The sequence below is a fragment of the Bradyrhizobium sp. CCGUVB4N genome, from assembly GCF_024199945.1.
Taxonomy (GTDB): Bacteria; Pseudomonadota; Alphaproteobacteria; order Rhizobiales; family Xanthobacteraceae; genus Bradyrhizobium.
In genome coordinates this window covers 4,003,023-4,026,730 of sequence record NZ_JANADP010000001.1, presented here as the reverse complement: position 1 = coordinate 4,026,730, position 23,708 = coordinate 4,003,023, and the positions used below count along the sequence as shown (strand labels likewise).

The window sequence follows — 23,708 nt, the reverse complement described above, 5'->3', positions numbered from 1 at the left end:
GCCGGGTGGCCCATGACATTTGCTTCAGACGTTTTGAAACTGCTGCGATTGGATACTTCCGACGACAAGCAGCATCTCGTGATCCGTTCTGCCGGCGGGCGCGGCAAGACGGCCGAATATTCCTTCGGCATCGAAGAGGAATATTTCCTCGCCGATCGCCGCACCCTCGAGGTCGCGATCCAGAGGCCCAACGAGCTGTTCGAATCGGCGAACTGGTCGACCGGCGGCCAGGCCATGCGCGAGATGCTGCAATCCCAGCTCGAGGTCGCCACCAACGTCCATGTCGATGTCAATGACGCGCGGGAGGAGCTGAGGTTCCTGCGCCGCGAGGTCGCCAACGTCGCCGCGCAATATGGCTTTGTCATCATGGCCTGCGGCACGCATCCGACCGCGATCTGGCGCATGTCGCAGCCGAGCCCGAAGCCGCGCTACGAGGAGATGATCGAGGACCTGCGCAGCATCGGCCACCGCAACATGATGTGCGGCATGCATGTGCATGTGCAATTGCCCGATCCGGAGAAGCGGATGGCGGTGATGCGGGCGATGCTGCCGCATCTGCCGCTGTTTATCGCGCTGTCGGCGTCCTCGCCGTTCTGGAATTCCCACAAGACGGGATTGAAGGGCTACCGGCTCGCCGCCTATTCGGAGCTTCCGCGCACCAGTCTGCCCGAGCTGTTCGAGAGCAGGCGCGATTACGACGATTATGTCGGCGCGCTGCAGCGTTCCGGCGTGATCCCCGATGAGAGCCATATCTGGTGGGCGATGCGCCCCTCCATGAAGCACCCGACGCTGGAGCTTCGCGCGCCCGACACCTGCACCTTCGTCGACGACGCCATTGCCGTCGCCTCGCTGTATCGCTGCCTGACGCGGCACCTCTATCTGAGGCCGCATCTGTCGAAGCAAGTGAGCGCGGTCGAGCGCGCGGTTGCGGTAGAGAACAAATGGCGCGCCCAGCGCTACGGCACCGACTGCATCTTTGCGTCACAAGACGGACCGGTGACGATCTCGGAGTGGCTTGCGCGAATCATCGACGACATCACCGAGGATGCAGCCGCGCTGGAATGCAGCGCCGAGATCGAGCACTGCCGCACCATCGTGGCGCGCGGAAGCTCGGCTGAATTCCAGCTGCGCGCCTATCGCGAAAATGGCGACGACATCACCGCCGCGTCGCGATGGATTGCGGCATCGACGATATCGGAGACGCGCACCGACACCGGACAGCGCGCGCCAGCGCCGTCATAGCGCCCGCACAAGCTTCGCCAACGACAAGATCTCTTTCCGAACTTGCTACGCCGTAGGGGAATGAATGACTGACATCACCTGGTGCGCCGGTTGCGGCCACAGCCTGGTCCCGATCCTGTCCTCGAAGGGCCTGACAACGCCGAGCTGCTTCTGGTGCGAGGGCGTCGATGCGCGGACCATGGAGATGGCGAAGTGGGCGGACAGCCCGGCCGGCAAACCGGATCGGGCCGCGCCTCACTCCTTTGATTGAGCCCCCTCGCCGTCAAACCCTCGCCACCAGGCGTGGACGGAACACCGACGCGATGGTCGGGGCAGCAGCAGCGACCGGCTTTCGCGTCGGCCTTCGCCGCGGGATGAAGAAGCTGCTCACGACGATCGGTTCGTTGTCGCCGAGCGCGGTTCGCTCCTTCACCAGTTCGCTCATGACCGAGCGCATCTTGATGACTTCCTGCGCGACGAAACTGCAGTCCTCGTCGCGGTTGATCTGTTCATGCATGATCGCTTCGGCCTCGCGCATGCTGACGCGGAGCGCCCTGATCGTTCTGCGGATGTCGTTGATGCGGTTGTCCATGGCTGCCTCCATCTCGGTCGCAGCATAAGAACAAAACATGAACATATTGTCAATCGCCGCATGCACGCGCGCTGGCGAGGCTTGCCGACAAATTAGACAAAGAGCGTCGCCGCCTCGCGATCGCCAGCCTTGGCGCGGCGTCGCGTGATCGGAGCGAGCGGACGATCTAACCCGCGGCGCAGCCACCGGATTTTTGCTCGCCGCGCCACAGCGCCGGGCCCGTTTGCTGCTCCGTAAACCAACTGGCCCAAAATTCGCAATGACGTTGCAAGCTGGCAATGGCGCAGAGCGGAGAACGTCATGAACGTGCATGCTGCGGGCGATCTCAAGACCACCGGCCTCACCCATCCGAACGGCGCGCCGCTCCGTCTCAACACCCAGGATTTCGTCGCGATCGATCGCGACAAAAATGCGAAGTTCGAAGCGACCTATCGTCCGCAAGCGCTCTACAACCGCGCCAACGAAGGCTTTCACGCCAACAACGAAACCTTCCTGCTGCACGAAGTCGCGACCAACCTGCCGATCTATCGGTCCGACACCGGCCCCACCGATTTCCATCTGCACCTGCCGCCGGGCGGCTTTCAGCTCGTGCTGGTCACCTCGGGCGCCTTCACCTTCGACTATGACGGGCGCTTCTACAATGTCGGTCCTGGTGCGGTGATGCTGCAAAGCGCGATCGTGCATCGCCAGCTGTTCTACACATGGTCGGGGCTGTCGACCGAAGAGAATTTGAAGACGCCGCAGACGGTGGTGCCGGATCCGATCTCGATGGGCTATTCCGGCAAATTCCTCGAAGCCTTCATCACCGATCCCACCACCTTTCCGAATCCGACCATCGTCGGCCCGGATCAGATCAACGAAGCCGAGACGCCGCGCGTCGCGTGGACCCATCCGCTACACGATCGTCCCGCCGATGCCGGCTTCTGGCTTCAGGATCCGCTGGCGCTGGATGCGCTGTTCAGGCCGCTCGTCGACGGCCCCGTCAAATCGGCGCTCCCGGTCTACATCCGCGATATCGGGATCGAGATTCCAAGCGGCCATCTCGTCACCGGCCACATCATCGCGACCGATCCGCCTGGCCACTCGCTGCTGCCGAAGAGCGCCTTGATCGCCGCCGACGCCGACTGCCTTGGCAAGGGCGAGGTCGTGATCTACCGCATCATTCGCGGCACGGCCGAGTTCAAGAAGAAGTCCGGCGAAAGCTTTGAACTCGCAGCCGGCGATGTCGTGACGGCGGGCAAGGACTCGATCAGCCTCGCTGGCGTTGGTGAGAACACGCAGGTGCTCCGGCTCGGCCTGCTCAAGGGCATGAACGATCTTCGCAGCTGGACACCGACACAGCGCGACGAGATCGACGGCTTGGCCAGCCAGATCATCACACAGAAGGACATTCGTCCGCTGCGCACCGAAGGCAGGCCGGTCGGATATTTGTACGCCTAGTCGCGAGGCCTTCCGCCAACCAATCCGGCCTCGTCCGCCGCAGGTCTCGTCCACTGAAGATCTCGTGCACTGAAGATCTTGCCCGTCCGCAAACGGTGCTGGTAGTTCATAGGCGATCGAGATGCGCCTGGAGCACCAGCTTCGCCCGTGAGCCCCGACATCACCAGAACCTGCGGAAGCTGCAGCGCCTGCTGCGATGGCTGGCTGCAGATCGAGGTGCGCGGCCACAAGGTGCACAGGGGGCAACCATGCCCATTCAGCGTCGCACATCGATGTTCGATCTATCCCGAACGCCCGCAGCATCCGTGCCGCGAATTCGTCTGCGGCTGGCTGGTCGCGTCGAGCCCGTTGCCGGATTGGATGCGGCCGGATCAATCCAGCATGATCATGCTGGCCGCCAATTTCTTCTGGCGCGGCCTGCCGGTCGACGTAGTGGTGCCGGTCGGTGAGCGGCCGAAGAAGAAGGCACTGGACTGGCTGACGCGGTTTTGCGCCGAGAACAGACGGCTACTCGTCTACCAGGTCGCCGATGAGTGGTTCGCGTTCGGACCGCCGGTGTTTCAGACCGATATCGCCGAGCGCCTTGGGCGCGGCCAACCGCCGTGGGGCGATTGAAGCAAGCCTCGGACGCCGCTCGCTTTTTCCACCGGAACAGGCTGGGTGCGACGCAATGCGGCAGATCGCCGCGCGACACGCTTTGCCGGGAATAGTTGCTGTTTGGACACACTCAGCCCAGAAAGTGAGTAGCATCACACCAGGCGTATTGTATGCCGTATCTGGTATACATTACCTTCCACTTTATCCCGGGCCCATTGAGAGCCTGCGGCGATAGAGGGGAAACCAATGAAGAAGGCCTTTCTGCTCGGCACAGGCTTTGCGGCCCTTTGCACAACCACAAGTATACATTCAATCAAAGCAGCAACTATAGATGATGTCATTGCGCGCCTCGACGCGCTCGAGCGCAGCAACACGAAGCTCGCGAAGGAGAACGCGCAGCTACGTGAACGCGTCAATCATATGGGCGAGAAGGCCGCAGTGACGGCCGTTGCCCCGGCTTCGCCGAAGGGCAATCCGGTTCTGCACGCGGCGGTCGCGCCCTCACCGGCGCCTGCGCCCGAGCACACCGTTGTCAGCATCGGTGGCGCTCCGCTCTACAGCAAGGCGCCCGGCGCCAATCCATTCATCGACAACACCACCGTGACGCTCTACGGCCATGTCGATCTCTCGGGTGACGTCTTCAATCCCGGCGTCTACGACCAAGGCACGAAGTTCGGCGTCTCCAGCAATCTCACCTATTTCGGCGTTCGCGCGCGGCACAATCTCGATCCCTATGGTTATCCCGGATGGGCGGCCGTCGCGCAGTTCGAGTCCCTCGTCGAGGTCGCAGCCGTACCGACCGAGCGCGCAGCATTCGGCACGCGCGACAGCTTCCTCGGCATGGAGAGCCCGTGGGGTACGATCAAGGCCGGCAAGGCAGACACGCCCTACAAGAAGGCGACGGCAAAGTTCGATCCGTTCTCGGCCACGCTCGGCGACTACAACTCGATCATGGGTAACACCGGCGGCGATCTCCGCGCCGAGTTCGATTGGCGCGCCAGTCATGCGATCTGGTATGAATCGCCGATCTGGAATGGCTTCCAGGCCACGCTCATGGTCTCGCCGGGACAGAACACCGCAAAGGACAACAGCGACTATGCGCTTGGCGATTTCAACTGCCCGGCGACGTCATCGCGCGGCAGCGGCTCGGGCTTCCCGCTGACATCGGCGCCGGAAGGCTGCACCGACGGCTCATACGGCAATCTCTACAGCGCCTCGCTGACCTATAATCAGGGCGGCTTCACCGGCGTCGCAGCGTACGAGCTGCACGAGGGCACCAACCGCACCGGCGACGAGGCGGTGACGCCCCTGAGCAACGGCACCGTTCTCACCGTGCCGCCGGGTTCGGTCGGTATCGCCAACGAGTGGGCGGCAAAGGTCGGTGCAGGCTACAGGTTCAACGACGTGATCGGCAGCCTCCAGCTCTACGGCATCTACGAGATCATGCGTCGTCAGAATACGGTGGCCGCCTTCAACGAGCGTTCGCGCGACGGCTACTTCCTGAGCGCGACCCAGACGGTCGACAAATGGGACGTCAGCGCGTCCTGGGCTCACGCCAACGCCTCGCCGGGCTCACCGGGCACGGGCGTCCTGAACGCCTATCCCACGCCCGGGGTCGCAGTCTCCGCGCCCGCAGGCGCTGCCGACTTCGCGCTCAACACAGTCGACTCCAGCGCCGATCAGTACGCCATCGGCGTGAAGTACCACTTCAGCCCGTTCGTGAGCTGGTACATGGTGGGCAGCTATCTGCGCAACGGACCGGGCGCGCATTATTGCCTCGGTGTCAGCGGACATGGCTACGGGGTATGCGGACGCGACGCCAACAACAACGTCGTTGCCGGCAACAAGGCCGAAGCCGTCACGACTGGCATGACGTTCGATTTCTGAGCGCCGTGAAAACAGCGGGGAGCCGCTCGCGGCTCCCCGTCGGTGAGAAGCGCTTGGGGCGCGCCCTACTCCGCCGCCTGGCGCACGTGGCGCGCGGTCGGGGTGCGCATCGTCACCAGCTCTTCGGCCGCGGTCGGATGCAGCGCGATGGTCGCGTCGAAATCGGCCTTCGTCGCCTTCATCTTCACCGCGATCGCGACCACTTGCGTCACCTCGGCGGCGCAATCGCCGACGATGTGGCAGCCGAGCACGCGGTCGGTCGAGCCGTCGACGACGAGCTTCATCAGCACGCGGGTGTCGCGGCCGGACATCGTCGCCTTGATCGGACGGAACGACGTCTTGTAGATGTCGACGTGGCTGAACTGCGCGCGCGCTTCGGTTTCGGTCAGGCCGACGGTGCCGACCTCCGGCTGCGAAAACACCGCAGTCGGGATGTAGGAGTGATCGACCTGCACCGTACGCTTGCCGAACACGGTATCGGCGAAGGCGTGGCCCTCGCGGATCGCGACCGGGGTCAGATTATGACGATGGGTGACGTCGCCGATCGCGTAGATGCTGTCGACCGAGCTCTTCGAGAAATGATCGACCGCGATGCCGCCGTTCTTCTGATTGATGGCGACGCCGGCCTTCTCCAGGCCGAGATTGGCCACGGATGGATGACGGCCGATCGCGAACATCACCTGGTCGGACGCGAGGCTCGATCCGTTCGACAGATGCGTGGTGAATTCCTCGCCATGGCGATCGACCTTGTTCACCGTGCAGCCGGTGAGGATGGTGATGCCCTGCTTCTCCATCTCAGCTCGGACGTGAGCACGGACGTCCTCGTCGAAGCCGCGCAGGATGTTGTCGCCGCGATAGATCACGGTGACGTCGGAGCCGAAGCCGGCGAAGATGCCGGCGAACTCCAGTGCGATATAGCCGCCGCCCTGGATCACGATCCGCCTCGGCAGCTTCTTCAGGTGAAAAGCCTCGTTGGACGAGATCACATGCTCGATGCCGGGAATTGAGGCGCCATGATTGGGCGCGCCACCGGTGGCGATGAGGATGTACTTTGCAGTGATCTTCTTGTCATCCGCGAGCAGTCGAACCGTATGCCGGTCCTCGATCACGGCACGGCTCTTTACGACTTGCGCGCCGGACTTCTCGACATTCGTCGTGTAGGCCGCTTCCAGCCGCGCGATTTCCTTGTCCTTGTTGGCGATCAGAGTCGGCCAATCAAAGGTCGCGGGCGAAACGGTCCAGCCGAAGCCGGCGGCGTCTTCGAGCTCGTGACGGACATGCGAGCCGATCACGAACAGCTTCTTCGGCACGCAGCCGCGGATCACGCAGGTGCCGCCCATGCGGTACTCTTCCGCGATCATGACGCGGGCACCGTATCCGGCCGCAATGCGGGCGGCACGCACGCCGCCCGAACCGCCACCGATGACAAAGAGGTCGACGTCGAATTCAGCCATTGTCCACTCCGACCTCTTCAACCCAAACCGCGGCGGGCTTTGGGGCTTCCTGATCAGCTACCTTCTCAGATAGGTGCTGTTACATGTCCTTGCCACGCTTCTTCATCTCAGCGCGGAAGGCGCTCGCGACGACCTCGGAGAAGTTCCGCGCCCAATCGTTCATGACCTGCATGCTGAGGCTGATGGCCTTGGGCTCATTGGTGATCAGCTTCTGGCCGAGCGGCGATTTGTAGAACGTGACGAGATCCTTCAGCTCCTGCTCGGTGAACTCGCCGGCATAGACCCCGACCATGCCCTCGCCGATCTCCTGCTCGCGACCGGCAAGCTGCTTGGCGATGACCGGGGCGAGCTCGTTGAGATCCTTTTGGTAGTTGAGGTTCTGGCCGATCAGCGTGGACTTGACCTTCTCGACCATGCCGGGCACCGCGCCGGCGTACATCGCGCTGGCGTTCTTCAGGGTCAAAATCTCCCTCGCCGCCGCAATCGCGCCCGGAGTGGGAGCTGCCGGCTGCTGCGCGGCCGCCGGCACCGCCCCCAGTGCCAGCACGAAGGCGAGGCACGCAGCGGGCACGATCTTCAAAGCGCTCTTCATTTCTAGTCTCCTTTCGGCTTTCGCCGTTCAATCACGCGAATTCCCTCGCCACCCGCCAAAACAGCGGAGCTGGCCAAGCCGATAAACAACCCATGCTCGACCACGCCGGGGATCGCGCTCAACGCCTTGGCAAGACGGGGCGGATCCGCAATACGTCCGAGTTCGGCATCGACGATCCAGTGTCCGCCATCGGTGACGAAAACGTGGCCATCCTTGACCCCGCCTTTGGCCTTGCGGACCGCCATTTGCCCGGAAACGCCGCATTCCGCAAATGCCTTCTCGATCGCGCGACGGGTCGCGCCGAGCCCGAACGGGATGACCTCGACCGGCAGCGGAAAGCGGCCGAGCGTCGGCACCCATTTGGTGTCGTCGGCGATCACGATCATGCGATCCGAGGCGGCCGCGACGATCTTCTCACGCAGCAGCGCACCGCCGCCGCCCTTGATCAAATTGAGCTCGGGATCGATCTCGTCAGCGCCGTCGATAGTCATGTCGAGATGGTCGATCTCATCGAGCGTGGTCAGCTTCACGCCGCAGCGCTCCGCATCGGCGCGCGTCGCCTCGGATGTCGGCACGCCGATCACCTTGAGGCCGGCGGCGACGCGTTCGCCCAGCAGCTCGACGAAGTGCTTGGCCGTCGAACCGGTCCCGAGGCCGAGCTGCATGCCGTCACGCACCTCTTCCAGCGCGCGCGCCGCAGCCTGCCGCTTCAACTGGTCCATGTTCACGTCCGGGCCGCCTCTCAAGTCAGGGGTGCCGCAGGTCTCGTCGGTTGCGGCGGGCCTATGTAGCCTCGTTTTTCCCCGGAGAACAGGGTCCGGGAACAGGTCTATAAGCCGATCTTATAGCCCCGCCCCTTGCACCGGTACGGCCGGGCCGGTAGCGCTTGGATCATGACCTCCTCCCAAAAGACCTCCCCCTACACTCTCGTCTTCGATCTCGACGGCACGCTTGTGGATACGGCGCCCGACCTGATCACCGCGCTGAATTACGTGCTCGACCGCGAAGGCCTGCCGCCCGTGCCGGTGGCCTCGGCCCGCAACATGATCGGCGCCGGCGCCCGCAAGCTGATCGAGCGAGGCCTGGAGGCCGAGGGCCGCACGGTCACGCCGGCCGACATGGACCGGATGACGGCGGATTTCATCGCCTATTACGCCGACAATATCGCGGTCGAATCGCGCCCCTTCGAGGGGCTCCTGGAGGCGCTCGACCTGTTCTCGGCCCAGGGCCATCGTCTCGCTGTCTGCACGAACAAGCTGGAATGGCTGTCGAAGCGGCTCCTGGACCAGCTCGACCTGAGCCGCCGGTTCGCGGCGATCTGCGGCGCGGACACTTTTGGCGTCCAGAAGCCCGATCCGACCATTTTCCGCGAGACCGTGGCGCGCGCCGGCGGTGAGGTCAAAGCCAGCATCATGGTCGGCGACGCCGGAACCGATGTCGGCGTGGCCCGTCGCGCCGGGGTGCCAGTGATCGGGGTCAGTTTCGGCTACACGGACGTGCCGATCGCCGATCTGAAGCCGGACCGTCTGATCCATCACATGCGCGACCTGCCGGCTGCCGCAAACAGCCTGATGACGGCCTAGCCTCCGCGCAAGGCCCTGACATGGCTGCGTTATTCCACGGAACCCTGCGTTAACCATCTATTAACTATGCGCAGTCCGCCGGTTGCTTGCCCCAGGCGACGCTCATAAGGTCCGCGCGGGGTTATGTGGCGGTTCGTCGCAGTAGAAGTGGATGGTCATGCGTCGTGTCATCGCGATTGCGCTAGCGGGAGCGAGCCTTGGCGGCTGCTCCTCGATGTCTTGGGACATGTTCAAATCGGCGCCGCCGACCGTCCAGGTCCGGCTCGAATCCAATCCTCCGGGCGCCGACGCCAAAACCTCGCTCGGTCCGGGCTGCAAGACCCCCTGCTCCGTCTCGGTTCCCGCGCCGGAGGCTCCCTTCACGGTCGACTACGTCCTCAACAAGTACCAGCCGACCAGCGTGCCGGTGAATGTGATCAAGAATCCCGGCGATTTCACCACGCCCGCTACGGTGACCACCGATCCGAACCCGGTGTTCGCGGAGCTTCAGCCGGCGGTGCCGCCCAAGCCCGTAAAGAAGAAGCCGCACCGGCCGAAGAAGCCGAAACCGGCCGCAGCCGCACCCGACGCGGCGCCGGCCGATGCTGCAGCGCCCGCAGCCGGTTCTGCGTTCCCCGATCCGAACGCGGGCAAGCGCTAATCTACGTATACCACCCGATTGTCTCAGCCGCGTCCGATGCTTAGATTGTGTCTCAAGCACCGCTGAAGCAAAGGTGCGCCCGTCGCCGTAAGTGACAAGGCATTTGGTATGAACGGACCTATCGCGAGCCCTCTCGCTCCAGCGAGCCCCCTCGCCGCGCTGTCGAGCGCGATGACCGATCCGTTCGGACGGACCATCTCCTATCTGCGTGTGTCCGTGACCGATCGCTGCGATCTGCGCTGCTTCTATTGCATGTCGGAAGACATGACGTTCCTGCCCAAGGCCGACCTGCTGACGCTCGAGGAACTCGACCGGCTCTGTTCCGCCTTCATCGCCAAGGGCGTGAAGAAGCTGCGGCTCACCGGCGGCGAGCCGCTGGTCCGGCGCAACGTGATGTCGCTGGTGCGCTCGCTGTCGCGCCATCTGACGAGCGGCGCGCTGGGCGAACTGACGCTGACCACCAACGGCACGCAGCTGGCAAAGCATGCGCAGGAGCTCGCCGATTGCGGCGTCCGCCGCATCAACGTCTCGCTCGACACGCTCGATCCCAAGAAATTTCGCGAGATCACGCGCTGGGGCGAGATCGACAAGGTGCTGGAAGGCATCGAGGCGGCGCGCGCTGCAGGGCTCGCGGTAAAGATCAACGCGGTGGCGCTGAAGAACCTCAACGAGGACGAGCTTCCCGATCTGATGCGCTGGGCTCATGGCAAGAACATGGGGCTGACCTTGATCGAGGTGATGCCGATGGGCGAGATCGGTTCAGGCCGCATCGACCAGTACCTGCCGCTGTCACTGGTGCGCGCGCGGCTCGCTCAGCAGTTCACGCTGACGGATCTCGCCGAGAGCACCGGCGGGCCGGCGCGCTATGTCAGCGTTGCCGAGACCGGCGGCAAGCTCGGCTTCATCACGCCGATGACTCATAATTTCTGCGAATCCTGCAACCGAGTGCGCGTCACCTGCACGGGCACGCTGCACACCTGCCTCGGCCACGAGGATGCCTCGGATCTGCGCAAGCCGCTCCGTGCATCTGATGACGACACACTGCTAGCGGCTGCGATCGACCGCGCCATCGGGCTGAAGCCCAAGGGCCACGATTTCATCATCGACCGCCGCCACGACCGCCCGAGCGTCTCAAGGCACATGAGCGTCACCGGCGGCTAGGACGACCGGGAACGATCAGGCCGGCTTGTGCATGAAGAACTGGGCGATGATCGTCGCGCCCAGGAACGTACCCGCATTCGCCATCAGCGAGACTACGACGATCCGCCAGCCGAGCGATCGAAACGCCGGCATGTCCTTGGCGATGGATAGACCCGCAAACGCCAGGAGCGGCGTCGCAAGCGCGAGAAAGTTGATCTTACCGGTCATGGCTGCGATCTCGGCAGCAAAGGGCATGGCAGGATTGGTCAGGGCCATCGCGACAAGGGACACCCAGACAACGGCCGGCACCCAGCCCTTCGTCAGCAGATAGACGAGGTGACCGATCATCACGGCCGCCACGATGATCGCGGCGCCGGCGAGAACCGAGGCGTCCGGCACAGTCTTGTAGGCAATGTAATTGCCGATCAGGGCAATGAGCGCGCTCACGATCCAGATCGAGAAGCGCTCGATCGCCGAGACGTCCGCCGTCTGTTGATGCGCAAGCGTCGCGTCGGCGGCGGCCGGCGATGTCAATTCCTCCGAAGTGGCCTCGCGGCCGCGACCAAGGATCGGCTCGAGCACGCCGTACGCCCAGACCGTGAAAGGCAGCGACAGAAACAGCGTGAAGTAAGTCCCAATGGTCGTCGTGATCAGATTGCTCGCCGCGGCGAAGGCAGCGATATCCTTGGCAAGATCAGCGCTCTGTTGAGCTGCAATCGCACCGGACGCGGCCGCCATCATGCTGCCTGAGCCGACGCCAGCCCCCATGGCGAGGGCGAGCGGATCGAAGATGCCAAGACCGGTGATGACACCCGCGAAGATTGCGATGAAGACGGCGCCGAAGATCGTGCCGGTCATGTATTCGGCGAGGACACCACGCCCCTCAGCGCTGTTCATCCCGTACTTTTCGCCGATGATGGCGAGGCTCGGCTCGCGCCCGACCGAAAAGGTTGCGCCGATCGCTTCTCGCTTGATGCCAAGCAGCAGGGCTACCGGCAGGCCGAACACCATCGTGCCGAAAAAATGCCCGAACTCCTGGAACACCAGCGCCCAGCCGGCGGTCAGAATTTTCGGCAGCGATCCGCCGACCAACAATCCGAGCTTGGCGACAAACAGAAGCAAGGCCGGCTGGAGCGCGGCCGCCGCGACCGTCTGGGTCCCCAGCTCGAACCGCACCACGGCCGGAAGGCGCGGACTCGCAAGACCCCAGGCCGCGCCAAGGAGCAGCGCCCAGAGCAAGGGCAACAGCACGACCTTGTAGGTCCCGCCGAGTGGGACTGCGACCGCGCCGATCAATTCAGCGAGCAGGACGGTGACGAAGACGCCGACGAAGACCTTTGGCAGGCCCGACCGATTTGCATCGATTGCGGTTGGCGATGCCGATGTGACGTTGCTCATGCGAAGCCCCCCGTTCCACGATGAGATGAATGCCTTCGCGGGCTCTACTCCCGCACGCCCGGTGCATAGCCGAAGCCCACAGCGGGCTCGGCCGCGGTCTCGACCCAGACGCTCTTGACCTGGGTGTACTCGAAGAGAGTCTCGACGCCACTCGAACGGCCATAGCCGCTCATGCCGAAGCCGCCGAAGGGCGATGCGACGCTGATCGTCTTGTAGGAGTTGATCCAGAACGTCCCGGCCCTGACTTGCGCGGCGACCCGATGCGCGCGTGCGACATTGCCCGTCCACACCGCGCCGGCCAGACCAAAATCGCTGTCGTTGGCGAGCGCGATCGCTTCTTCCTCGGTGTCGAACGGGATCGCGGCAACGACCGGTCCAAAAATCTCGTCGCGCGCGACCGCCATGCCGTTGCTGACGTCGCGCAACACGGTCGGAGCGACGAAGAAGCCGCCCTGCTTCGTGCTCCCGTCGGTGCCGGTCGCAAGCGTCGCGCCTTCTGCGAGGCCCTGCTTCACCATCGCGAGCACGCGGGAGTATTGCCGGGCGTTGTTGATCGGCCCGACCTCGGTATCCGCCGCATCGGGTGCACCGACTTTCAGCCGCGCGGCGCCATCCGCGACCAGCTTGACGAAGCGATCGTAGACGGAGCGCTCGACCAGCAGCCGCGAGCCGGCGACGCAACTCTGCCCGGCGCCGGCGAAGATCGCCGACTGGGCGCCGATCGCGGCGCGCGCAAGGTCGGCGTCGGCGAACACGATGTTGGCGGACTTGCCACCGAGCTCGAGCACGCAGGGCAACAGCCGCTTGGCGGCTGCTTCCGCGATCAACCGACCCGTCGGCACCGAGCCCACGAACACCACTTTCTTCACCGCCGGCTGGCCAAGCGCGGCCTGCCCCGTCGTGTGGCCGTAGCCCGCGAGCACGTTGACGAGACCGACCGGCAATCCGGCCTGCTCGGCGAGGAGCGCAAGCGCCATCGAGGTCAGCGGCGTCAGCTCCGACGGTTTCAGCAGCACGCCGTTGCCCATCGCGATGGCGGGCGCGACCTGCCAGCCGCAGGTGAAGATCGGGGCGTTCCAGGGGGTGATCTGCAGGACGATTCCGACGGGCTCGCGCCTGGTGTAGTTGAGATGGCTCGACGGCACCGGGATCACGTCGCCATGGAATTTGTCGGCCCAGCCGGCATAGTACTCGAACATCTCGGCGACCTTGGCGACCTCGACGCGGGTATCGCGGATCGGCTTGCCGGCCGACAGCGACTCCAGGCGCGCCAGTTCTTCCGCCTTGCCCTGAATTGCGCGCGCGATCGCCTGCATGACGCGGCCGCGGCCCGCGCCGGTCAGCCGTGTCCAGGCACCTTGTGCCGCGACGGCCGCTTTGGCCGCCTCGGCGACCACGGCCTCACCGGCATCATGATAGGCATAGAGCGGCGCACCCGTTGCGGGATCGTCGATCGTGATGAGCGCGCCCGCACCGAGAGCGATACGGCCCGCGACGTAAGATCCGATCGCCGCACAGTCGGTCCAGAACGGGGTGAGCGCATCGCGCAGCCGCGTGTCGAGGAAGGGGGTCATGGTGTCGCTCACATCCTGCCGAGCTGCAGCTCGACGATCCTGTTGAAGTCTTCGCCATCGCCGATCGAGCCGGCGCTCTCCGACCAGATCCGCGCGGTTTCCTGCGCGATCGGCAGATCGAGCGCGAGCTTGGCGATGAGTTGAGTGGCCAGGCGGACATCCTTGCGCATCAGCGCCATGGTGAAGCCGGAATCGAAGGCACCGTTCAGGATCCATGTCGGCAGATTGACCAGCGTGACACCGGATCGGCCGGAGCCGGCATTGAGACCTTCGAGCAGCCTTGCCGGATCGACCTCGGCGTCGCGCGCGATGCGCATCGCTTCGGCTGCGGTCAGCAGATGTGCCGCGCAGAGCAGGTTGTTGATGATCTTGCAGACGTGCCCGGCGCCGACCGATCCGACATGGACCCGCTTGGCGCTCATGTCGCTGAGGATCGGTTCGACCGCGGCGACATCATCATCCGCACCGCCGATCACCATGGTCATCGTCGCGGTGATCGCGCCCTTCGGACCGCCGCTGACCGGCGCATCGATCATCGCCATGCCCTGCGCGGCAAGAGAAGCGGCGAGCCGGCGGGTCGTGTCGGGATGGGAGGTCGAGGTGTCGACCACGCGCAGGCCCGGCCTCGCATGGGCGATGACGCCGCCCGGGCCGGCCACCACGGCTTCGACGATCTCGGCGGTCGGCAAGGAGAGGACCAGCAGATCCGCGCGGGCGCAGAGTGGTCCGACGCCTTCGAAAACCGCGATGCCCTCCGCTGCGATCGCGCTGCGGGCCGCTGCCGAGGCATCGGTCCCGAGCACGTCATGCCCGGCTCGCTTGAGCGAGAGCGCCATGCCGCGCCCCATATTCCCGAGCCCAACGACGCCAACGACTGCCATGTCCCTGTCCCTCGCCTCAGATTGCCGGGAAATCATAGGGATCCGGGGCCGGCCCGGGCATCAGCGGCGCGGTTGCCTAATGTTGCCTCATAGGCAACACTTTGGCAGGAGTAACCCGGCCATGATCAATCCAATCGACGAGAACCGGCTTCGCTACCTGGCCGAGGCCGCGCGCTACGGCGCCGTACGCGCCGCCGCCGACGCGCTCGGCGTGAACCCGTCCGTGGTGAGCCGCCAGATCGCCCTGCTGGAGCAAGAGCTCGACGCAGCCCTGCTCGACCGGCACAGCCGCGGGGTACGGCCGACCGAAGCCGGCGAGCTCCTGATCGAGCACTATCGCCGCCACACGGTCGACCGCGACGACACTTTGGCCCGGTTGCGGGAGCTCCAGGGCCTGCATCGCGGTCACATTGACATCGTGCTGGGCGAGGGCTTTGTCGCCGATCTCATGGGCGGCTCGCTCGGCGAGTTCTGGCGCCGCCATCCGCGACTGACCATTTCGCTGGAACTCGCGGGCACCAGCGAGGTCATCCGCGCCATCGCGGACGATCACTGCCACATCGGGCTGGTCTATCACCCGCCCCAGGATCCGCGGATCCGCTCCTGCGCCGCGATCCGCCAGCCGATTTGCCTGATCGCGCGCCCTGACCATCCGCTCGCGAAGCTCCGCCGCGCGGTCAAGCTCCGCGAGATCGCCAAACACACGCTCGGGATCATGCATGCGGGCTACGGCACGCGCCAGTTGCTCACGATGGCCGAGACGTCCGAGAAGATCGGGCTCTCACCCAAGCTGACCACGACCTCGATCAGCATCCTGAGACATTTCGTTCGCTCCGACCTGGGTGTGACCTTGCTTCCGGCCTTCTCGGTTGCGGCCGATCTGGAGGACGGATCGCTCGTTGCCATTCCGGTCGAAAATGCGCTGCTCGCGTCGGCGGAAGCGCACATCATCACCCGCCTGGGTCGCGAGCTGCCGAACGCGGCCAGCCAGCTGCTCCGGTTCTTGATCGGCCGGATGAAGGCCTTTCAGAATCGCCCGCCGCCGCCTTAAGCTTTTGACCCGCCGTCAATTTGCCCATTTTCCGATTGACGGCGCACAAGCCCGCTGGTTTGGTGCCCTCGCCTTTGCTTGCCCGGCAGCAATAAGCCGGCCCGCCCCGTTGGCGGTCGCGGTCAAGACGGCAAGGCACGAGGGGAGGACTGACGCCGCAATCGTTCTCGGACTGTGATCCGTGCGATCGCGTGCTTTGCGCACGCGGGCCGAGATTTGCGCGCTGAAGCCTCCTGCCAAAGTGTTAGGCCGCGACGGAGAGAAGGTAAAATGCGTCCATTGCTGGCGGTGAGCAACGCCATCGACGCCCTCAATGAGAAGATTGGGTACGTCTGTAACCTGCTCGTGCTTCTCGCCTGCCTGGTCAGCGCGGCCAACGCCATGATCCGTTACGCCTTCAGCTACTCGTCGAACGGGTGGCTGGAGCTGCAATGGTACATGTTCGCGATCCTGGTGATGTTCGGCGCATCCTACACCTTCAAGCGCAACGAGCATGTCCGCGTCGAGATCATGTATCTGATGCTGTCCGAGCGCGGCCAGATCTGGCTCGACCTGATCGGCACGCTGTTCTTCCTGATCCCCTCCTGCCTCCTGCTCGCCTACCTGTCCTGGCCGTTCTTCATGCAGGCCTATGACGTCGGCGAGATGTCGGGCAATGCCGGCGGCCTGATCCGCTGGCCCATCAAGTTCGTGATCCCCGCCGGCTTCGTGATGCTGGCATTGCAGGGAGTTTCCGAAGTCATCAAGCGTATCGCGGCTCTCCAGGGCTATGTGACGATCGACGCCAAGTACGAGAGGCCGACTCAATGATCACGCTGGAGATGATGCCGCCGCTGATGTTCGGCGGCCTGGTTCTGGTGATGCTGCTCGGCTTCCCGGTCGCGTTCACGCTCGCGGCGGTCGGCCTCTCCTTCGGCTTCCTCGCCATCCATCTCGGTTTCTTCGACCTCAACTTCCTCCAGGCGATCCCCGGCCGCGTGTTCGGCAGCGTGCTCTCCAACGAGCTGCTGCTCGCGATCCCGTTCTTCACCTTCATGGGCGCGATATTGGAAAGATGCGGCCTGGCCGAGGACATGCTGGATTCGATGGGCCAGTTGTTCGGCCCGGTCCGCGGCGGTCTCGGCTATTCCGTCATCATCGTCGGCTTCATCCTCGGCGCCATCACCGGCACGGTCGCGGCGCAGGTCATCGCCATGGCGCTGATCTCGATGCCTGTGATGATCCGCTACGGCTACAACATGCGCTACATCACCGGCGTGCTGGCGGCCTCCGGCACCATCACGCAGCTGGTGCCGCCCTCGCTGGTGCTGATCGTGCTCGCCGACCAGCTCGGCAAGTCGGTCGGTGACATGTATCTCGGCGCCTGGGGCCCCTCGGTGTTCCAGATCATGCTGTTCGCCGGCTACACCTTCATCCTCGGCCTGATCAAGCCGGAGCACGTGCCGCCGGTCCCGCTGGAAGCGCGCACGCTGACCGGCTGGGCGCTGTGGAAGAAGTGCCTGATGGGCATCATCCCCTCGGCCGTGCTGATCTTCGTCGTGCTCGGAACCATGATGATGGGCCTTGCGACGCCGACGGAAGCCGGCGCGATGGGCGCAGTCGGCGCCATCGTGCTCGCTGCGATCCACCACAAGGACTTCACCTCGACCGACCGCAAGATCCTGATCGTCGGCGTGATCGCCGCCGGCATCGGCACCATCGTCGCGATGCTGTTCACCCAGAACCTGATCTTCAAGATCGCGTTCGCCCTGACCTATCTGGCGGTGGCCTGGATCTGCATCTCGGCCGCCCGCATTCCCGACCTGCGCGACCTCATCAAGCAGGGCTATGAATCCACCATGCGCCTCACCTGCATGGTCACCTTCATCCTGATCGGCTCGACCTGCTTCTCGGTGGTGTTCCTCGGCGTCTCCGGCGGCGTCTGGCTCGAGCATCTCCTGACCTCGCTGCCCGGCGGCGTCTGGGGCTTCCTGATCTTCATCAACCTCTTCATCTTCTTCCTGGCGTTCTTCCTCGACTTCTTCGAGATCGCCTTCATCATCCTGCCGATGATCGCGCCGATCGCGCAGAAGATCCTCGGCCCCGTCGTCGGCGACGGACCGGCGCTGATCTGGTTCGGCGTCATGCTCTGCGTCAACATGCAGACCTCGTTCCTGCATCCGCCGTTCGGTTTCGCGCTGTTCTACCTGCGCGGCGTGGCGCCGAAGGAAGTGAAGAGCTCGGACATCTATTGGGGCGCGATGCCCTGGATCGGCCTGCAGATGATCATGGTGCTGATCGTGATCGCCTTCCCGATCACGGTGACGGGCCTCTTGGACAAGCCGGTCAATGTCGACCTCGACAAGGTCAAGATCGAGGTGCCGCAGATCGACTTGCCGCCGCTGGATCTCGGCCCGCCGCAGAAATAGTCGACGCGGACGCGACTGCCCTCCCCCTTCTCGCGTTGTGGACCCAAGGTGCGCTGGCCACCTTGGGCCACCGTTTTGGAGGACGCAGTTCGGCATCGGCTATCGCGCTGGAATTGAACTGCGCACGAGCACGATCAAAGGGTGCGCGATCCGCGATAGATCGGTGCTCGCGCACCGTTATCGTGCGAGTCCCGTCAGCAGACTTGCCTTGATACATTCGTCGCACCCCGAAGTTTCCAATGTTCACGCTCCGCCGTCGGACTTAAGCTCGCATCCCCTTTTGAGGGATCCGTTACGACGCGGACCGGCCGACCAGAAATTGAAAAACACGTTGATTCATTTTGTCCGCACCTCATGCAAGCGAGGTTGCCATGGACCAAGGTTCTCATCAGGACGTTGACTGCCGATCACGGCAACACTCCTCGACAGCCGCAACTCATCGTCGCTGCCCGCTCCTGACCGCGATATTCTGCGCGCTGTGCCTATTCCAGTTCGCGACCAAGGCTGACGCGCAATGCAGCGCGCGAGATGTGTTGCAAAACCAATTGAAGCTGAAGGCGGCACCCTCAACTTATGCGCCGATCAGCCCGGTCAGATCCGTTGCCGATCTCCCGGTGTGGAAGAGGATCACTGTCGGCAATTTTTCAAGTCCGCTCGCCCTTCGTAACGCGTTGGATGCAATCGGCTGCCATGTGGGGGGATCAGCGACGGAAATCATGGCCCGGCCGACCTTCACCATTAGTTCCAGAAGGAAGGAAGTGGATCTCGTCACCGTGTCGGCGGCCGCGCTTGGCTTTGGTACGGACCCTGTGACCCTGGCCGCAATTTACGCGCGCGCGAAACGGCTCGGTTTGGGGATTGCCGCAGCAGAGATCGGCCCGCAACTGCGGCTTCAATATCTTGACCAGCCTATGGGTGAGTTTCTCGTCATTGGAATGGACCCGATCAAGACCTGGATCGGCGAGGAGGTCATTCTGAACGTCGCCAATGGCGGAGCCGGGCTCATCCTTATCGGCCAGGACGGCAGTGCTAGCGCCACGATATCAACGATCTCGCGCTTCGTATTCGAACGGCCAAACGAAGCTGCGTCGGTTGACCAGCTTGATCAGGCAGCGGAACTCCTGCCGCCGTGAGCGCAGGACGGATCGTCGCTTACCGAGTAGCGTCTGTCGACGCGATCCCCCTCACCCACACGGCGAGGGGTGCAGCGCAAGTGTCGCGTGACAAGCGCCGGAAACAGAGGCATACCGGGCCATCATCCAACCAATGGTCCGTCGCGCATGTCCCGATCGCTCCTTGCCCCATCGTTCGCTGGCACGTTCATCGCCTCGCTCTGGCTCGCCTGTGCTGTGGCGCACGCCGAGCCGATGGCCGACGTCCAGGCGCTGGCGCAGAAGGAACAGCAGCCGCTGCTCGACACGTTGCGCGACCTCGTCAACATCGAAACCGGCAGCAGGGATGTCGAGGGCCTGAACGTGATCGCAGGCCGCGTGGCCGACCAGCTCAAGCAGCTCGGCGGCACGGTGGAGATCCTGCAGCCCACCGACATCTATCGTCTCGACGACACGCCGGACAAGATCGGCCCGGCCGTGCACGCCACCTTCAAGGGCACCGGCACCAGGAAGATCATGCTGATCGCCCATATGGACACGGTGTACCTGAAGGGCATGCTGAAGGATCAGCCGTTTCGCATCGACGGCGACAAGGCCTACGGCCTCGGCATTGCCGACGACAAGCAGGGCGTCGCGCTCATCCTCCACACCGTGGCGATGCTGCAGAAACTGAACTTCAGGGAATACGGCACGCTGACCGTGCTCACCAATGGCGACGAGGAGATCTCCTCGCCCGGCTGGCGCAGCACCATCACCAAATTCGCCGCCGATCAGGACGTCGTGTTCTCGTTCGAGGGCGGCGGCACCGACGGCACGCTGCGGCTCGCCACCAGCGGCATCGGCTCGGCCTATCTCACGGTGACCGGCAAGTCCTCGCATGCCGGCGCGCGGCCCGAGGGCGGCATCAACGCGCTCTACGAGCTTTCGCATCAGGTGCTGCAGATGAAGGACCTGTCGAAGCCCGAGCAGGGCCTGAAGCTGAACTGGACGGTGTCCAAGGCCGGCACCAACCGCAACGTGATCCCTGCCGAGGCCACGGCCCAGGCCGATGCGCGCGCGCTCAAGGTGTCGGATTTCGACGAGCTGGAGAAGGCGCTGCAGGACAAGATCAAGAATCGCCTGCTGCCCGACTCCAAGGTCGAGCTGAAGTTCGAAGTGCGCCGTCCGCCGCTCGAGGCCAACGACGCCTCGCGTCGCGTGGCCGCCTACGGCAAGACGATCTATCAGGAGCTCGGAATGCCGCTCAAGGTCGACGAGAAGGCGACCGGCGGCGGCACCGACGCCGCGTTTGCCGCGCTCAAGACCAAGGGCGCCGTGGTGGAAGGCATGGGCCTGTCGGGTTTCGGCGCGCATTCCAACGACGCCGAATACGTCAAGCTCGACACCATCGTGCCGCGCCTCTACCTGACCACGCGCATGATCATGGATCTGTCGACCGGCAAGCTGAAGTAGCCAGCCGCCCTTACCCGTCCGACCTGCGGCTCTCCATCGCGCGCAGGAATTTGTTGCGATAGGTATCGAGGATCACGGCGAGCACGATGACGGCGCCGATCACGATGGGCTTGACGTTGTCTTCGGCGCCGAGAAGCTGAAGACCTGTCGACAGCACCTGGAGAATGCAGGCGCCGACCAGCGTGCCGATGATCGAGCCTTTGCCGCCCGAAAGACTCGTGCCGCCGATGATGACGGCCGCGATCGCGTTCAGCTCATAGCCGATGCCGGCAATCGGGCTGCCGACGTTGAGTCGGAGCAGATAGACCATCGCAGCCGTGCCGGCGGTGAGGCCCGAGATCGTGAAGGCGGCGATCTTGATCGCACTCGGATTGTGGCCGGACAGGCGCACCGCCTCCTCGTTGGTCCCGATGGCGAAGATGAAACGGCCGAACACCGTGAAACGCAGGATGAACCAGCCGATCAGCACGACACCGAGCGCGATCACGAAGATCGACGGGAACACGCCGAAGAAGATCATGTTGCCGAACTCGACAAAGGGCTGCGGCAATCCCGTGATGGTGGAGTTGTTCGAGACGACGCGCGCGAGGCCGCTGGCGATATTGAGCATGCCGAGCGTGACGATGAAGGACGGCAGTTTCCACCGTTCGCACACCCAGCCGTTGATGGCGCCGCAGATCGCGCCCGTTCCGAGACACGCGACGAAGGCGAGCGCGATCGAGGTGCCGGCCGCAAGGCGCTCGTCCGTCATGATCGTCGCGCCGACGACCGTACACAGGGCCAGCACCGAGCCGACCGACAAGTCGATGCCGCCGGTCAGGATGACGAAGGTCATGCCGGCGGCAAGCACGGTATTGATCGCGATCTGAACGAAGATCTTGAGGAAGTTGCCGCTCGTCGCAAAATAAGGCGCGGTCGCGCAGAAGAACAGAACGATCAGCACGAGCGCGACCGTGACGCCCGCCTCGCGCATCGAGATGCGCAGCAGATTGTCCCATTTGACGCGCGCCTTACGCTCGGTGGCGCGCTCAACTTGCTCGGACACGGCTGTACTCCTGATAGGCGAGAGAAAGAATGCGGTGCTCGTCGAACTCGGCGCGCGGCACCTCCCCGGTGATCTGTCCCTTCGAGAACACCAGGATCCGGTGGCAGATCGCCATCAGCTCGGGCAGATCGGACGAAACCACCAGGATGCTCTTGCCTTCGAGCGCGAGCTTGCCGAGCAGCTCATAGATCTCGGCCTTGGCGCCGACATCGATGCCGCGCGTGGGCTCGTCGAAGATCAGCGTCTTGGGCCCGCGGAACAGCCACTTCGCGATCACGACCTTCTGCTGGTTGCCGCCCGAGAAAGTCCGGACCGCCTGGTGGATCGACGGTGTCTTGACCCGCAACTCCTTCACCAGCCGCTGCGCGACGCCATTCTCCTGCTTGCGCTGGAGCAGCCCGCGCCACGACACCCGCAAGAGGTCGGTGATGGTCATGTTCTCGGCGCAGCTCATCTCAAGCAGCAGCCCCTGCCCCTTCCGGTCCTCGGTCGCAAGGCACAGCCCGTGCGCCACCGCGTCTTTCGGCGAGGCGATGTCGACCTCCCGGCCGTCGATCCGGATCGTGCCGGCGGCCTTCGGGTCGGCGCCGAACAGCGCGCGAACCATTTCGGTGCGGCCGGATCCCACGAGCCCGGCGATGCCGACGATCTCGCCTTTGCGAAGCGAAAACGAAATCGCCGGGCTGTCGTCGGTCAGCTTCAGCTCGCTCACCCCGAGCGCTTCATCGCCGACAGGTGCATCCATATCGATAGGAGCCTCACCGGTGATGGTTCGCCCAACCATGAGCTTCACGATGTCGGGGATATCGAGGCCCGCAAGCGGACGCGTGGTCACGTGCGCCCCGTCGCGCAGCACCGTCACCTGATCTCCGACCTCGTAGATCTCCTCGAGCCGATGCGAAATGTAGAGCGTGGTCACGCCCTTGGCTTTCAGACGATGCAGGATCGCGAACAGACGATCGACCTCGCGAACGGTGAGCGTCGCCGTGGGCTCGTCGAGCACGAGCAGCTTGCTCTCGTGGCAAAGCGCTTTGGCGATCTCGACCAATTGCATCTGCGCGACGCCGAGACGGCCGACCTCCATCGTCGGCGAAACGTCGAGGCCGACTTCTGCAAGCAGCTCCGCCGCGCGCCTGTTCATGTCGCGGAAATTGACGAGGCCCCGCCGGCTCGGCAGCTGCTCGAACAGCAGATTCTCCGCCACCGAAAGGTTGGACAGCAGATGCAGTTCCTGGTGCACGATGCGAATCCCGGCCTTGAAGGCCTCGATCGGCGAAGTCGGGCGGTAGGGCGCGCCATCGAACCAGATCGATCCGTCATCCGGTTGCAACACACCACCAAGCAGGTTGATGAGGGTGGACTTGCCGGCGCCATTCTCGCCGAGCAGCACGTGTCCCGAGCCACGCCCGATCTCGAAGGAGACGTCGCGCAGCGCCACGACGCCGGGAAAGCGCTTGCCGACCGATTGCAGCTTGAGAATCGGGCTCTCGGCCTCCGCAATCGGCTCGGCGCGAGGACGGCTCAACTCATCGCCTTGCATGAGGGCGCGCTCTCCGTCGCGGTCAAAGATAAGCTTGCGAAGATGATCTTCGCCAAAATCGGGACGCCGGCAAGATGCAGGCGTCCCGATGGATCAGATCA

At 64.2% G+C, this 23,708-nt stretch carries 22 protein-coding genes; 13 read left to right on the top strand and 9 right to left on the bottom strand.

The features are described 5' to 3' along the window. Positions 1–12 precede the first annotated feature (12 nt). Positions 13–1,242 carry a carboxylate-amine ligase gene (locus NLM31_RS18075; RefSeq protein ID WP_254193119.1) on the top strand — a complete coding sequence of 410 codons (1,230 nt, stop codon included), beginning with the start codon at positions 13–15 and terminating at the stop codon, positions 1,240–1,242. Between the two features lie 64 nt (positions 1,243–1,306). Next, the gene (locus tag NLM31_RS18070) at positions 1,307–1,492 is read left to right on the top strand and encodes a hypothetical protein (protein WP_254193118.1); all 186 of its coding nucleotides are present in this window, start codon (positions 1,307–1,309) and stop codon (positions 1,490–1,492) included. Positions 1,493–1,504: 12 nt separating this feature from the next. Here the strand turns inward: NLM31_RS18070 and NLM31_RS18065 are convergent, their stop codons facing one another. Then, positions 1,505–1,813 carry a hypothetical protein gene (locus tag NLM31_RS18065; protein ID WP_254130653.1) on the bottom strand — a complete coding sequence of 103 codons (309 nt, stop codon included), beginning with the start codon at positions 1,811–1,813 and terminating at the stop codon, positions 1,505–1,507. A gap of 300 nt (positions 1,814–2,113) precedes the next feature. Here NLM31_RS18065 and NLM31_RS18060 point away from each other — a divergent pair, with 300 nt between their 5' ends. The 3 genes from NLM31_RS18060 (at position 2,114) to NLM31_RS18050 (ending at position 5,737) form a co-directional block, all read left to right on the top strand. Then, entirely contained in the window at positions 2,114–3,253 is a 1,140-nt protein-coding gene (locus NLM31_RS18060) for a glucuronate isomerase (protein ID WP_254193117.1), read from the top strand. 381 nt (positions 3,254–3,634) lie between these two features. Then, positions 3,635–3,868, top strand: coding sequence for a hypothetical protein (locus NLM31_RS18055; protein ID WP_254193116.1), 234 nt, complete (start codon positions 3,635–3,637; stop codon positions 3,866–3,868). A 228-nt stretch (positions 3,869–4,096) separates the two neighbouring features. Next, a complete protein-coding gene (locus NLM31_RS18050; protein ID WP_254193115.1) occupies positions 4,097–5,737 on the top strand; it encodes a porin in 1,641 nt (546 codons plus the stop codon). Positions 5,738–5,802: 65 nt separating this feature from the next. Here NLM31_RS18050 and gor read toward each other — a convergent pair whose 3' ends face one another. From gor to rpiA, 3 genes are all read right to left on the bottom strand, one after another. Continuing rightward, entirely contained in the window at positions 5,803–7,191 is a 1,389-nt protein-coding gene (gene gor, locus NLM31_RS18045; protein ID WP_254193114.1) for a glutathione-disulfide reductase, read from the bottom strand. Between the two features lie 79 nt (positions 7,192–7,270). Further along, positions 7,271–7,783 carry a DUF2059 domain-containing protein gene (locus NLM31_RS18040; RefSeq protein WP_254130648.1) on the bottom strand — a complete coding sequence of 171 codons (513 nt, stop codon included), beginning with the start codon at positions 7,781–7,783 and terminating at the stop codon, positions 7,271–7,273. Positions 7,784–7,785: 2 nt separating this feature from the next. After that, the gene (gene rpiA / locus NLM31_RS18035; RefSeq protein ID WP_254193113.1) at positions 7,786–8,511 is read right to left on the bottom strand and encodes a ribose-5-phosphate isomerase RpiA; all 726 of its coding nucleotides are present in this window, start codon (positions 8,509–8,511) and stop codon (positions 7,786–7,788) included. A 165-nt stretch (positions 8,512–8,676) separates the two neighbouring features. Here rpiA and NLM31_RS18030 point away from each other — a divergent pair, with 165 nt between their 5' ends. The 3 genes from NLM31_RS18030 to moaA all read left to right on the top strand — a co-directional run bounded on the left by NLM31_RS18030 (position 8,677) and on the right by moaA (position 11,167). Beyond that, entirely contained in the window at positions 8,677–9,366 is a 690-nt protein-coding gene (locus tag NLM31_RS18030; RefSeq protein WP_254130646.1) for an HAD family hydrolase, read from the top strand. Positions 9,367–9,523: 157 nt separating this feature from the next. Continuing rightward, positions 9,524–10,006 (top strand): hypothetical protein, encoded by a 483-nt coding sequence (locus NLM31_RS18025; RefSeq protein WP_254193112.1) that lies wholly within the window; start codon positions 9,524–9,526, stop codon positions 10,004–10,006. A 108-nt stretch (positions 10,007–10,114) separates the two neighbouring features. Continuing rightward, the gene (gene moaA, locus NLM31_RS18020; protein ID WP_254193111.1) at positions 10,115–11,167 is read left to right on the top strand and encodes a GTP 3',8-cyclase MoaA; all 1,053 of its coding nucleotides are present in this window, start codon (positions 10,115–10,117) and stop codon (positions 11,165–11,167) included. Between the two features lie 15 nt (positions 11,168–11,182). Here the strand turns inward: moaA and NLM31_RS18015 are convergent, their stop codons facing one another. Genes NLM31_RS18015 through NLM31_RS18005 form a run of 3 tightly spaced genes read right to left on the bottom strand, consistent with a single transcriptional unit; the run spans position 11,183 to position 14,999 of the window. After that, positions 11,183–12,544 (bottom strand): DUF3100 domain-containing protein, encoded by a 1,362-nt coding sequence (locus tag NLM31_RS18015; protein ID WP_254193110.1) that lies wholly within the window; start codon positions 12,542–12,544, stop codon positions 11,183–11,185. Between the two features lie 44 nt (positions 12,545–12,588). Further along, positions 12,589–14,118 (bottom strand): aldehyde dehydrogenase family protein, encoded by a 1,530-nt coding sequence (locus tag NLM31_RS18010; protein ID WP_254193109.1) that lies wholly within the window; start codon positions 14,116–14,118, stop codon positions 12,589–12,591. Between the two features lie 8 nt (positions 14,119–14,126). Continuing rightward, positions 14,127–14,999, bottom strand: a complete 873-nt coding sequence (locus NLM31_RS18005; RefSeq protein ID WP_254193108.1) for an NAD(P)-dependent oxidoreductase — start codon at positions 14,997–14,999, stop codon at positions 14,127–14,129. 121 nt (positions 15,000–15,120) lie between these two features. Here NLM31_RS18005 and NLM31_RS18000 point away from each other — a divergent pair, with 121 nt between their 5' ends. The 5 genes from NLM31_RS18000 (at position 15,121) to NLM31_RS17980 (ending at position 21,022) form a co-directional block, all read left to right on the top strand. Beyond that, on the top strand, positions 15,121–16,050 hold the full coding sequence (locus NLM31_RS18000; RefSeq protein ID WP_254193107.1) for a LysR family transcriptional regulator: 930 nt from the start codon (positions 15,121–15,123) through the stop codon (positions 16,048–16,050). A 270-nt stretch (positions 16,051–16,320) separates the two neighbouring features. Beyond that, positions 16,321–16,860, top strand: coding sequence for a TRAP transporter small permease subunit (locus NLM31_RS17995; protein WP_254130639.1), 540 nt, complete (start codon positions 16,321–16,323; stop codon positions 16,858–16,860). Beyond that, on the top strand, positions 16,857–18,458 hold the full coding sequence (locus tag NLM31_RS17990) for a TRAP transporter large permease subunit (RefSeq protein WP_254193106.1): 1,602 nt from the start codon (positions 16,857–16,859) through the stop codon (positions 18,456–18,458). Before NLM31_RS17995 ends, NLM31_RS17990 begins: the two co-directional genes overlap by 4 nt. A gap of 371 nt (positions 18,459–18,829) precedes the next feature. Beyond that, on the top strand, positions 18,830–19,591 hold the full coding sequence (locus tag NLM31_RS17985) for a hypothetical protein (RefSeq protein ID WP_254193105.1): 762 nt from the start codon (positions 18,830–18,832) through the stop codon (positions 19,589–19,591). 147 nt (positions 19,592–19,738) lie between these two features. Continuing rightward, positions 19,739–21,022 (top strand): M20/M25/M40 family metallo-hydrolase, encoded by a 1,284-nt coding sequence (locus NLM31_RS17980; RefSeq protein WP_254193104.1) that lies wholly within the window; start codon positions 19,739–19,741, stop codon positions 21,020–21,022. A gap of 10 nt (positions 21,023–21,032) precedes the next feature. Here NLM31_RS17980 and NLM31_RS17975 read toward each other — a convergent pair whose 3' ends face one another. Both NLM31_RS17975 and NLM31_RS17970 read right to left on the bottom strand, forming a co-directional pair. Next, complete coding sequence (locus tag NLM31_RS17975) at positions 21,033–22,067, bottom strand: ABC transporter permease (RefSeq protein ID WP_254130635.1); 1,035 nt, start codon at positions 22,065–22,067, stop codon at positions 21,033–21,035. Continuing rightward, entirely contained in the window at positions 22,051–23,592 is a 1,542-nt protein-coding gene (locus NLM31_RS17970) for a sugar ABC transporter ATP-binding protein (protein ID WP_254193103.1), read from the bottom strand. Before NLM31_RS17970 ends, NLM31_RS17975 begins: the two co-directional genes overlap by 17 nt. Between the last annotated feature and the right edge of the window lie 116 nt (positions 23,593–23,708).

What these genes read in the sequence shown, in the direction of transcription:
- NLM31_RS18010 (WP_254193109.1), bottom strand. Translation starts at nt 14,118, where the DNA reads ATGACCCCCTTCCTCGACACGCGGCTGCGCGATGCGCTCACCCCGTTC.
- NLM31_RS18005 (WP_254193108.1), bottom strand. Translation starts at nt 14,999, where the DNA reads ATGGCAGTCGTTGGCGTCGTTGGGCTCGGGAATATGGGGCGCGGCATG.
- NLM31_RS18050 (WP_254193115.1), top strand. Translation starts at nt 4,097, where the DNA reads ATGAAGAAGGCCTTTCTGCTCGGCACAGGCTTTGCGGCCCTTTGCACA.
- NLM31_RS18065 (WP_254130653.1), bottom strand. Translation starts at nt 1,813, where the DNA reads ATGGACAACCGCATCAACGACATCCGCAGAACGATCAGGGCGCTCCGC.
- gor (WP_254193114.1), bottom strand. Translation starts at nt 7,191, where the DNA reads ATGGCTGAATTCGACGTCGACCTCTTTGTCATCGGTGGCGGTTCGGGC.
- NLM31_RS18075 (WP_254193119.1), top strand. Translation starts at nt 13, where the DNA reads ATGACATTTGCTTCAGACGTTTTGAAACTGCTGCGATTGGATACTTCC.
- NLM31_RS18040 (WP_254130648.1), bottom strand. Translation starts at nt 7,783, where the DNA reads ATGAAGAGCGCTTTGAAGATCGTGCCCGCTGCGTGCCTCGCCTTCGTG.
- NLM31_RS18030 (WP_254130646.1), top strand. Translation starts at nt 8,677, where the DNA reads ATGACCTCCTCCCAAAAGACCTCCCCCTACACTCTCGTCTTCGATCTC.
- moaA (WP_254193111.1), top strand. Translation starts at nt 10,115, where the DNA reads ATGAACGGACCTATCGCGAGCCCTCTCGCTCCAGCGAGCCCCCTCGCC.
- NLM31_RS18025 (WP_254193112.1), top strand. Translation starts at nt 9,524, where the DNA reads ATGCGTCGTGTCATCGCGATTGCGCTAGCGGGAGCGAGCCTTGGCGGC.
- NLM31_RS18000 (WP_254193107.1), top strand. Translation starts at nt 15,121, where the DNA reads ATGATCAATCCAATCGACGAGAACCGGCTTCGCTACCTGGCCGAGGCC.
- NLM31_RS17980 (WP_254193104.1), top strand. Translation starts at nt 19,739, where the DNA reads ATGTCCCGATCGCTCCTTGCCCCATCGTTCGCTGGCACGTTCATCGCC.
- NLM31_RS17995 (WP_254130639.1), top strand. Translation starts at nt 16,321, where the DNA reads ATGCGTCCATTGCTGGCGGTGAGCAACGCCATCGACGCCCTCAATGAG.
- NLM31_RS18060 (WP_254193117.1), top strand. Translation starts at nt 2,114, where the DNA reads ATGAACGTGCATGCTGCGGGCGATCTCAAGACCACCGGCCTCACCCAT.
- NLM31_RS18070 (WP_254193118.1), top strand. Translation starts at nt 1,307, where the DNA reads ATGACTGACATCACCTGGTGCGCCGGTTGCGGCCACAGCCTGGTCCCG.
- NLM31_RS18015 (WP_254193110.1), bottom strand. Translation starts at nt 12,544, where the DNA reads ATGAGCAACGTCACATCGGCATCGCCAACCGCAATCGATGCAAATCGG.
- NLM31_RS18055 (WP_254193116.1), top strand. Translation starts at nt 3,635, where the DNA reads ATGATCATGCTGGCCGCCAATTTCTTCTGGCGCGGCCTGCCGGTCGAC.
- NLM31_RS17990 (WP_254193106.1), top strand. Translation starts at nt 16,857, where the DNA reads ATGATCACGCTGGAGATGATGCCGCCGCTGATGTTCGGCGGCCTGGTT.
- NLM31_RS17985 (WP_254193105.1), top strand. Translation starts at nt 18,830, where the DNA reads ATGGACCAAGGTTCTCATCAGGACGTTGACTGCCGATCACGGCAACAC.